Genomic DNA, 10200 nt, shown 5'->3' with positions numbered 1-10200 from the left:
CAGGACCAGGCTGCCGCCGAACTGCTCGCCACGCTGGCCGAACGCAAGCAGGTCACCCCCGAGACGGTGCTGCTGTGGTGGCTCCAGCGACACCCAGCCCGTATTGCACCGGTGATCGGAACCTCCGATCCCGGACGGATCCGGGCGTGCCGCCAAGCGGTCGGACGGCCACCGGAGCTGGAACACGAGGAGTGGTACACCCTCTGGCTCGCAGCCCGTGGCGAACCGCTGCCCTGACAGCCGCCGACGAGGCGCGGTAGATGCGCCGGCTTTGCCGCCAGACGTAGCAGTTCCAGGCGCTCATGGGCGCGGGGGAGTTGTGCCGCAGGACGTACGGGCGCTGATCCCGCGCCGTCCGGGCCTGGGCGTAGAAAAGGCCGGTATCACGCCCAGTGGATGCCGAGCTTGGCGAGGGCGGCGAGCTGGTCGGCGTCCAGCCGGTTCCTCCTGGATTTCGTGTTCGAAATCCATACACCCAGCTTCACTGTCACCGCCTCCGCCTCACCGTTGACGGCGAGCTGCTCGCTGTGACCCCTCGGCACCGGCCGGTCACCCTCACGCTCCACCCACTGAGTAAGGGCCGCCAGGCCCCGCTGGAACGTCGCCTGCGTCTTATTCGGGCTCTTCGTCGTGTGCGCGGTTGCCGGGGCGGGAGCGGGCGCCTGATCGGGCTGTACGCCCAGCTTGGTCAGCCGTTCCTGCTGCTCGGGCAGAAGCTGCGCCCAGGTGCCCGGGTTTTTCTGCCGCTTCAGCCACCGCCCGATGTCATCGCCCTCGAACAGCACCCTGGGTTCGATGGCCGGCAGGGCGCCGTCGGCGTCGACCAGGTCCGCCAGGACGCGGTAGTGCCGTTGCCAGTTGAGTGGCCAGGGGCAGTTCCAGTCCTTGTCGATCGCGGCCAGCTGCTTCGCGCGTTCCGCCGTCCGTTCCGCGTCCTTGCCCAGGCCGTCTTTGCGTCGGAGGTTGGCCATGTACTGGCCGACGGGCACCATCTCGTCGTCCTCGCCCCACATGGCGTCTTGTCGGGGCGCGAGGTGCCCCATGGCCCGCCGGTAGGACCGCAGCGCGGCGAGCTTGGCCTCCCACGCCTCTTCGCCCGGCTCCCAGACCATCCCGGCTTCCGGCGCGTCCAGGAGGACCTTGCGCCGCTCCTCGAGCTCCCCGGCCCGCAGGGCCTTGCGCTGCTGGTGAACCCACCGGCCGAGCGGAAACGCCTTCGTGGCCCCGACCTCGACCTCGACGTCGTACGGGACGGCGTAGAGGCCGGTGATCTCGTTCTTCTTCCGCCAGCGGATCAGGGCCTGGTAGCCCTCGAGCCACACCAGGGACTCCGGCCGGTACACCCGCGTACGGAGGAAGGCCGCGATCGTTGCCGCATCGCGCGGGCTGGAGAAGTGCAGCAGCGCCGCTTCGGCCGCGGCCTGCGTGTCGTCGTCCTCCTGGTCCTCGCCGTCGCCCGCGCCGCCGGCCCCGACGATCCACCCGTCCTCGTCACGCCGGACGTGCACCTTGCGCTTGCCGCTCGTGAGCGCGCGGGAGGCGAGCTGCTCGACCAGACGTTCGTCATGCGAACGCAGGCCCTGGAGCATGGCTACAAGAGGGCGAAACGAGGCGCTGGCGACCATGTCGGTCGGGTCCTCGCCAGGCTCCAGGAACACCGGCACGATGATCCTGGCGACCTTGGTGGAGCCGTCGCGGTTGAGCCGCAGCGCGCGGCCGATGTTCTGCACGATCTCAACCTGGGAGCCGCGGGTGTCGGCGAAGCAGATGGCCTCGACGCCCCGCTCGCCGGTGATGTCGATTATCTATAGGTGGGGGAGTGTGAGGGACATTTGTTTGTCCGTGGCGACATGGGCGGAGGGTGGGCTGCGCTTGGCTCAGATGTCTGCTGTCTGGTGTCTGCGGTCGTGAGGACAGCCCGGCTGCGTTCGTGGTGAATCTTTCGAGGCCGATGACCTTGCTCGCGTAGCTGATAGAGATCTGGAGCCTACTGATCCGGCTAGGGGAGGGATGGCGGCCCACTCCCGTGGTTGATTCGCCACGTTGTGTGCTGGTTTCCACGGTCGGCGCGACGGGCCCAGGTCTTACAGGCGGCAGATCCTTCGCACCTCCCTCTTGAATGTCACGTAGGCCATGCGTAATTTTCTCGCATGGAGGATTTTCCGGTGTGGCTGAAGGCCGCGCGTGCGTCCCGCGGTTGGTCGCAACGCGATCTGGCGCTGCGTGTGGGTGTGGGGCAGCAGACGGTCAGTAGCTGGGAGAGAGGGCGGACAGTTCCCGACCCCGACCTCCTCCAGCTCGTGCGGAGCGCTGTCGGAGCCGCGTCAGGTAAGCCGCCCGCATCAGCGCCTGCGGTTGGGTTGCCCCGTCTGTCAGGTCTGCCGTTCAAGATTCTCGATGAATATGTCTTCGAGGCCTTCTGCGCAGAGCTAGCTGCAGAGGTGTTCCCCGGTGCGCAGGTAGAGCGGTTCGGCGGCCGGGGCGAGGAGCAGCACGGGATCGACGTGCGTGTGGTGACGCAGACCGGTGAGCGCATCGGTATTCAGGCCAAGCGCTATGACAAGTACCACCCCGCCACGTTCCGAGCCGCAGTCGACGCGCTGGACATGGCCGAGGCGCGCGTGGATCGGTGTTTGCTGTGGGTGACCGCCACCGTAACGGTCCGGGTGCGCCAAGAGGTCGATAAGCAGCCGGACTGGGAGCTGTGGGACGCCGAAGATCTGGCCCGCGAGGTGGCCGGACTCGACAAGGACGTGGCAGTCCGTCTTGTCGACAGGTACTTTCCGGGACTTCGTGAGCCGTTTCTCGGAGTCAGCGCTCCCACCCCGTGGGAGACGCCCGATGAGGCCTTTGACCAGTTCCGGCAGGGGGACCGGTACTCCCACCGCTGGACGCTCGTGGGACGTGCCGACGAGCTCGAGAGACTCGCTGGCTTCGTCAGCGACGACACGGCCGACGCATCGATGCTGGGTTTGCTCATCGGTGCCGCAGGCGCCGGCAAGAGCCGCCTGCTGAAGGCCGTGTGCCAGCGGCTGGAAAAGGACACGCCGGCGGCCGCTGTCAGGGTGGCTCCCCGGGAGGTGCCCTCGCCGGAGGCATTCGAGCTGCTACCCGCCACTGGCGACCTTCTCGTGGTTGTCGACGATGCGCAGGAGTACGGAGCGGGGCTGCGCTCCTTCATCACTCACGTGCGACGTCAACGGCCCGAGGCGAAGATCCTCATGGCCACCCGCCCCTATGGCCTGCCTGCCGTCCGTGATGCTCTGCGCGGCCTGGGCATGGACCCGACGACCGTCCCGACCTGGTCATTGAAGGAGCTGTCAACCAGCGAGGCCACAGCACTTGCCGCCGAGGCTCTGGGCCCCGGCAAGCAGCAGCTCGCCTCCCGCCTGGCCCACGCAGCCAAAGACTGCCCACTGCTTCTGATCGCTGGCGCCGTACAGATTCGAGAAGGACGCCTGACCACATCGGTGTTGCAGACGGACGGCCAGATCCGCCAGCAGCTCGCCGACGCTTTCCTGCGCGCGGCAATTCCCAACCACGGAGCGGACAGCGATCGCCTCAGAGAGGTCTTGAACGCGATCTGCCTCCTCCAGCCGTTCCGCGAGAACGTCCCGGTGTACCAGCAGGCTCTGGCAGAGCTCACAGGCCGGCCCTTTTATGAACTCGTGCCCCGCATCAGGGCCCTGGAGGAGTCGGGCGTACTACTTCGCCGCGGATCCTCGCTGCGTGTTGTGCCCGACCTGCTGGGCGACGTCGTCCTGGCTGACGCCGCCCTACTGCCGGCCTCAGCCGCGTCGAGCGGCTATCTGGAGCGTGCTCACTCCGTGCTACAGACGGATGAGCCGCTCCTGCACGCACTGGTCAACACCAGCCGCGTGGAGTGGCAGTGGAGCCAGGACACCCCCAACGCCGTCATGCTCGCTGAGCCCTTGTGGGCCGAGATCACACACATCATCCAGGAGGCGGTACCGCAGCAGCAGGCGGCCCACCTGCCCTTCCTGCGCCAGATCGGTGTCTTCCAGCCAGCCCGTACCCTTGGCCTCGTGCGGTGGCTGTACGAGCACCAGACCGACCCAGCAGTGCGCAGAGCTCTTCCCCCAGTACTTGATGCCGTCGCCCACGACCTGCAGCACATTGACGAGGCCTGCGATCTGCTGTGGGAGCTGGGCAGGGACGATGCGCGCACGCTGAACGCTCACCCCGACCACGCCTTGCGAATCCTCACCCAACTGGCCTCATACGAGTTGGGCAAGCCGTTCGCCTATCAGCAGGCCGTCATCCGCGCCGTCGGGCGGTGGGCCGCGGCAGAGAACCCATCCGTACACCCGGCCATGCCCCTTGCTCTCCTCGACCCTGTCTTCGCTGCTGAAGCGGAAAGCATGACCCAGCAGGGCTGGACGCTGACGATTCAGCGTGCCCGCATTTCTATGGAGCAGGTTCAATTCGTCCGCCGCCAAGCACTCGATGTGCTGTTTGCAGAGTATGCCCAGCAAGACCAGCGCCGCTCGGCGCGAGCCGCCGTCTGTTTTGAAGCAGCCCTGCGCAGCACCCACCAGGCCGGTGACACGCACGTCACCAGCCTGTTGCAGGAGCTGCGCGACCACACGCGCCGGATCGCACCGGGTCCCGTGGCCGCGCTCGGCGTCCGGCGCGCAGTGGACTGGAACCTCACCTACGGCTGCGATGCCAATCGGCAGGCAGCTGGGGAAGTTCTCGATGCCCTGCCCGCCTCGATGGCCCATGACTTGGCCATCGCACTGCACACCAGCTGGTGGACCCCTATGCGCAGCCTCCGCGAAGGTGAGGACCACCAGGCGGCCGCCTCTGCATGGGACGCTCAGCTGCGTAATACCGCGGAGGCAACCCGAGCCCAGCAACCGCGCGAGGTCTGGGACCAGATGCAGACCCTTCTCACCGACGGATACGCCATCTTCGGGTACGCGCCCGAGCACGCCCACCCATTCTTGGGCCACCTTTTCGAAGTTCGCCCGGAATTGGCCGAGCTGATCTGCACCGACGCAGCTCGTTGCAGTGAGCAGGTGCAGCAGGCAGTGGTGCCGGCAGCAGTGAACGCACTGCTGCGTCTGACCCCTGAAGTGGGAATCGAACGAGGCAAGGCACTCATCGTTTGTGGCCAGGCATCGCTGAAACGCGCGGTGGCCATGGCACTCGCAGACCGGCAGTCGGTCCATCAGTTGCCCACGGCGACATTGGCTAGCCTAGGCCAGATCCTTGCCAGCGATCGCGATCCCGTCGTACGGCGCCTGACCATCCAAGCAGCCGGTGCTCTGTCCGCGACTGACCGCGCAGCGGCCCTGGAGCTGGTGACTTCAGTGCCCCTGGCGGGGGACGCCGGCGTTGCACAGGAGGTTGCCCGGGCGGTCACAGTCTATGAATGGCTGTCGTGGACCGATCTGTCACGCGCGCAGAGAACCTCGCTGCTCGATCAGCTCCGGACCGTCGAAAGGCTGGACAGCTACGAGATCCACAAGTTGTTGTCTATCGTCTCCACGACCCATGGTGACGATGTCCTGAGCTTTCTAACGGCCCGGGTCGAGCACTGGGAACAAAACCTAGAAAAAAACCCCCGATATGCCCCTCTCCCGTACCAGTGGCTCGTCCCTCTACGCTTGTCAGAAGCCCCTCACCGTATGAGCCACCTGCGGCGAATCCTTCTCTGGACGGCAGCGGCAGAGCCCGGATCCCGCATTGCCTCGCGCCGGGAGCACCACGCCCCGGATCTGTTCCGTGCGACAGCCCAGCACGTCGACCAGGAAGCGCAGGTGCTGCTTGCCGATGCCCTGCGCGCAGGCTCGCCCCAGGAACGCCGGGCGGCCGCGGTCCTGCTCGGGGCGGTCGACAGCGACCTCATCTGGACGGCCCCAGCGTTTGTGAGCGAAGTACTCCACGCAGCAGCCGCACACTCGCAGGAGTTGCTGCAGGTCGTCGGCGCCAGTTTGCACAGCGCAGCCAGCGCAGGGGACCTGGTCACAGCCCCGGGTACGCCATACCCCGAGGAAACCGAGATCAGAGACAACGCCGTACGCATCATGGCCACCCTTGAGCAGGGGTCGGTCGAGGACCGCTTCTACCGATCCCTAAAGGAATCAGCCGAACGCAGGATCGAGTGGTCGGTACGGGAGGACACCGAACCAGACCATCGCGCCTGGTGACGGACTGGCCAGGGATGTGGTCAGGCGATAGGGAAGTCTGCGAACTCGACGTCGGATGCCGCCGACGTGGCGAATCCGAACCGCGCGCGGCTGGGAAGACAAGCCCCCGCCGACTTCCGCTGAGCCCCTTCCCGAATTAAGTCAGTGACGTTGCCAGTCGTTTGCCCCTGTCTCACAAGCCGCGTTTGCTCACCAGGGCATCGTTGGTGTCCCATCTGGATCGAGTCCATACGGCCACCACGTGGTCATGTTCTCGATGAGCCATGGTTCAGTGCCCTTGCGTAGCCATGGTTCCACGCCATCGGAGAAGAAGGTGTCAGGGAAGGCGCCAGCGTCAGCAGCTTGCTGGACCATGGTCTGAGCTTCTTCGAATCTGTTGGCGCGGTATCGCAAGTGGGCGAGCAGTATGTAGGAGCTGGCGTTTCCGAGTTGCATGATTTGCTGTACGAGAGCCTCTATTGAGTCTTCGTCCCCTGTCAGGCGCAGTACGTCGGCCAACTCCACAAGGGCGTCGCTGGCGCCTGCACTGATGGCGTCCCGGAGGAGTTCCTTGGATTTCTCGTATTCGCCGCCCTTGCTATACCAGAGGGCGAGGTCGACTAAGGTGTCAGGTTCGCCGAGTTCGGCGGCTTGTCGAGCAAAAGCTTCCGCTTCAGGCAGGTCTCCGGACTTCGCACGCAAGTGCGCGAGAAATATCGAAGCGTCACTGTCTCCCGCGACTTCTACGGCCTGACGCGCATGGTGTTCGGCTTCTTCTGGGTCCTCATCGAACCACGGGTTTCGAGCAGTCATTAGTGGCGCGCCATCTACGGTAAATTCCATGCGAATTTCGGTAGGCGTCCCATCTTCGGCAGACTGCGTCGTCACCCGCCGTTGTGGTGCGGCCCAGATGTAGCCCATGTAAGGAGCCAGCCTTTTACTGCACTTGAGCGTTTTTAGTTCATCCCCCTTTGTGCGTAGAAACATGCTGGGAAGGAGGTTCTGAGGTGAGCCGGTGGCATCGACTACCCGACGGGCGAGGTTTTCGGCGTCCTGCGTATCTCCGGCGTCTCTGCGCAACGCAAGGAGTCGCACGAGAGCGCCGACGTGGCCAGCATCTGCCGCATTTTTCAGGTAGTGTTCAGCCCTTTCTCGCTCGCCAGCGTTCTCTTGACACGCCGCGAGCCACAGCAGCGCCCAGATGCTGCCGGCGTCGGCTTCGTGGCGAACAAGTGCATCAACTCCTGCGGCATCTCCAGCGGTTTGACGCATTCGTACAACACATGTCTGGGTGCCGCCACCGGTGGGCCCACAGACGCCGGAGGCACGGTGGAGATAGAAGGCCCAGTAGAGTCGGTAGCGATGCAGCGCCTCCTGCGCGATCTGCGCAAGGTCATCGGAGTCCGTGATGTGGTCGTGAGCGGAGTGCCAGAAGGAAGTCGGAGGGCACGACAACATTCGTTTGTGGCGGCCGTATTGCTCGAGATAATCCGCTAGCCGGTACACCGGACCGCGCTTCTGGTTCGCGGAAACCGGGGACGTTACGCCCGGGGCCTGACGTGGGTTTCGGGTGCGGATCCGGCGCAGTGGGGCGAGATTTCCGTGGACAGGACGGGCGAGGTCAGCGAGCGCTTCTTCGAACCAGTCATCGGGCAGCGCGTCATATTCGATGTCAGTGAGATAGTCCTCGGCTGCCCCCTCCAGGAACGCGAGCGGGAGACGGACGCCGGCGCCAAGCCGGCGGGCGTCCATGGCAGCCTGCAGCACCGCCCGGGCCGCAGGCTGTGCAGTGTGGTAGCGATGCAGGAGTTCAGGTCCTCCCGCCAGATCTTGTGCCAGGTTCCCGTCCGGGGTGCGCTCAAGAGCGGCTGCGAGCTGTTGGTCGCCAGCATCAGCCAGAGCCTGTGCTGCGGCAATGGCGGCAGCGTCGAACTTGTCGGGGACGTTGATCCGGCGATTGGCGATCAGGGCCCTCACCTGGGCGTGCGGGTCCGCCTGTCCTGGGTGCGGGACGGCCATGTACCTATTGGCGTGTTCGGGCCACAAGGTGCCAAGAATCAGGACCGGTCCTCGACTCGGGTCAGACACGAGGGTGGCAAGTACTGCAGACAGGCGTTCGCCGAATCCATGACCTGCACCTAGGTAGTGCTGGGCCTCGTTCAGCCACACCACAGTCCTAGGACCAAGCTGATCGATTTCGGCCAGAGCGGCCTCGAGCCGGGTGAGATCGAAAGGGCGCCACAACCACCACCCGGCAGCTGCCAGCGGCTGGATCGCTTCCCAGCAAGCACGCGTTTTGCCCGTCGACGACGAGCCGATCAGAACCGCCATTTGGCTGGTCCCATTGGCGGCTGCGGCTACGCACCTGGCCAGGTCCTCATCGTGCGGTCGGTGTACATAGCTGGGTAGACCGGATGGGCTGTATGCCCTCGCCGGAGCCACGGACGGCGCGGGCGCGGCAGGATGGACTTCCAGGTCGAGGGGGCCCCAGTCGCTGATCGGCCGACCGCGCACGGCTTCTCCTACGAAGTCCTGGACCGGCGGCATGCGCACCGCGGCTTCGCGCAGGGCCAGCATCGGTCCCACATCCGCCCCCAAGGCTTTCGCCAGGGCCACCAGCGTGGTCTCGGAGGGCACCACTTGGCCGTTCAGCGCCTGGCTGATCGTTGTGCGCCCCAGCCCTGTCCGCTGCTGCAGCCCACCCATCTGCAGACCTCGCTGCGCTCTGAGGGTGCGTAGCCGTAGCGCGAGTTCCGCCAGCGGATCCTCGTACACGTCCCCCATGTCCTGCTTCTCCGTCTCCCAGGCGACCGTCTTCGTTCATCTTTGTTCGCCCTGAACCCCGGTGAACACCAGAACCGCGAAATTCGACGAAGTCCTCGTCGTCGGTTGTCCTGGGAAGAAGGCATGAACACCTCATCCATCCACCTGATCCTGCTGGCCCTGCTTTTGGCCGTCGTCGGTCTCTTCTGCACGCTCGTAGGAGCAGCGGCCGGTCTGCTCGCTCGTATCGACGGAGCCACCTATGCCACCGCCCTGCTGCGCGGTGCCGTGGCCTTCGCGGGCAGTGCCACCCTGTCCCTGGCACTGCTGACCTTCGTCCTCGCGGTGCTGTGAACCAAGGATGCTTTGTCCTACTACCCGCAGGCGACAGCACGGCGCCCGCCCGTGGCGGGCGCTGTTACTCCTCGGCGCTGGGGCCCGGCCAGTGTCAGGGCGTCGACTACAGGACAGGGACGCCTTCCCCGAGGACGCGGCAGCTGGCGAGGAAGGCGCGGTGTACGCGGCGTCCGGTCGCGTCGATGCCGCCTGCGAACTGGCGCAGGACCTCGCGTCGCTCGGTGACGAGGTGGTCGCCGCACAGCCAGTCCGCCCACACCCGCTCCGGCGGCACGTGACGGCCCTCCTCCAGCTCGTACAGCTCTGCGCCGATCGACGACGCGGGCAGCTCCTCCGCCCCGGCGAGCGCCGCCGCGGAGGCCTCAGCCGTATACAGCTCGGCGGCGGTGCGCGGCATCTGCTCGGCGAACGCTGCGGCTTCCTCGACCTTTTGGTGGAAGGTCATGACGGTGCGCAGGTTGTACGCGGCGGCGTGCTCCAGGAGCGCGGTCTGCAACAGGGCCAGGCGCCGGCCCCGCCGGGCCTCCTCCGACTCCCCAAGGACCGGCGAGGGATCGCGGATCTCCAGCACGTCGATCTCAAATCCCGCAAGGATTTCGCGCTCGATCGCCTCCGAGAGCCCGAGCTCGGCGATCCACGCGCCGTAGGACCCTCCGGGTCATCGGCCATGGTCGCGATCTCCGCCTCCTGGCCTTCCGCGCCCCTGCGCGGCTGGGGAGCCGCCAGGATGCGCGGGGTCGCGGTGAGGTAGAGCCGGAAGTCGGCAGGGATGCGACGGTTGTCGTGGATCGCCGCCCACGGACGACCAAGATCACCGGCGGTTCCGTGGGCCTCGTCCGTTTTACCGACTGTGAGTGTGTGTGAGGCCTTGATGGGCTGGCATTTCACGTGCCGTACATGCTCGCGGCGGCGGCCCTCGCGCTCC

The 10200-nt window shown here is 66.1% G+C and carries 3 protein-coding genes and 3 pseudogenes; 3 read left to right on the top strand and 3 right to left on the bottom strand.

Annotation, left to right across the window (positions count from 1 at the left end):
* Positions 1-237 (top strand): annotated as a pseudogene (locus ACZ66Z_RS36510) (aldo/keto reductase); the annotation flags it as partial.
* Positions 238-383: 146 nt separating this feature from the next.
* On the opposite strand, the pseudogene ACZ66Z_RS36505 reads toward ACZ66Z_RS36510, so the two are convergent.
* Positions 384-1802 (bottom strand): annotated as a pseudogene (locus ACZ66Z_RS36505) (helicase associated domain-containing protein); the annotation flags it as partial.
* Between the two features lie 348 nt (positions 1803-2150).
* On the opposite strand from ACZ66Z_RS36505, the gene ACZ66Z_RS36500 reads away from it, so the two are divergent.
* Positions 2151-6176: a helix-turn-helix domain-containing protein gene (locus tag ACZ66Z_RS36500; RefSeq protein WP_469940276.1), complete on the top strand. Its 4026-nt coding sequence runs from the start codon at positions 2151-2153 to the stop codon at positions 6174-6176.
* Between the two features lie 189 nt (positions 6177-6365).
* On the opposite strand, the gene ACZ66Z_RS36495 is transcribed toward ACZ66Z_RS36500, so the two are convergent.
* Entirely contained in the window at positions 6366-8939 is a 2574-nt protein-coding gene (locus ACZ66Z_RS36495; RefSeq protein WP_469940274.1) for a helix-turn-helix domain-containing protein, read from the bottom strand.
* Positions 8940-9062: 123 nt separating this feature from the next.
* On the opposite strand from ACZ66Z_RS36495, the gene ACZ66Z_RS36490 reads away from it, so the two are divergent.
* Positions 9063-9272, top strand: a complete 210-nt coding sequence (locus tag ACZ66Z_RS36490; RefSeq protein WP_164494633.1) for a hypothetical protein — start codon at positions 9063-9065, stop codon at positions 9270-9272.
* 112 nt (positions 9273-9384) lie between these two features.
* On the opposite strand, the pseudogene ACZ66Z_RS36485 reads toward ACZ66Z_RS36490, so the two are convergent.
* Positions 9385-10112, bottom strand: a pseudogene (locus ACZ66Z_RS36485) (DEAD/DEAH box helicase); the annotation flags it as partial.
* Between the last annotated feature and the right edge of the window lie 88 nt (positions 10113-10200).

It is taken from the genome of Streptomyces sp. NPDC107498, from assembly GCF_055582805.1.
The sequence above is the reverse complement of the archived record's forward strand: the minus strand, read 5'-3'. Positions and strand labels throughout refer to the sequence as shown.

Excerpts from the sequence above, each read along its gene's own strand:
- ACZ66Z_RS36500 (WP_469940276.1), top strand. The coding sequence starts at position 2,151 with ATGGAGGATTTTCCGGTGTGGCTGAAGGCCGCGCGTGCGTCCCGCGGT.
- ACZ66Z_RS36495 (WP_469940274.1), bottom strand. The coding sequence starts at position 8,939 with ATGGGGGACGTGTACGAGGATCCGCTGGCGGAACTCGCGCTACGGCTA.
- ACZ66Z_RS36490 (WP_164494633.1), top strand. The coding sequence starts at position 9,063 with ATGAACACCTCATCCATCCACCTGATCCTGCTGGCCCTGCTTTTGGCC.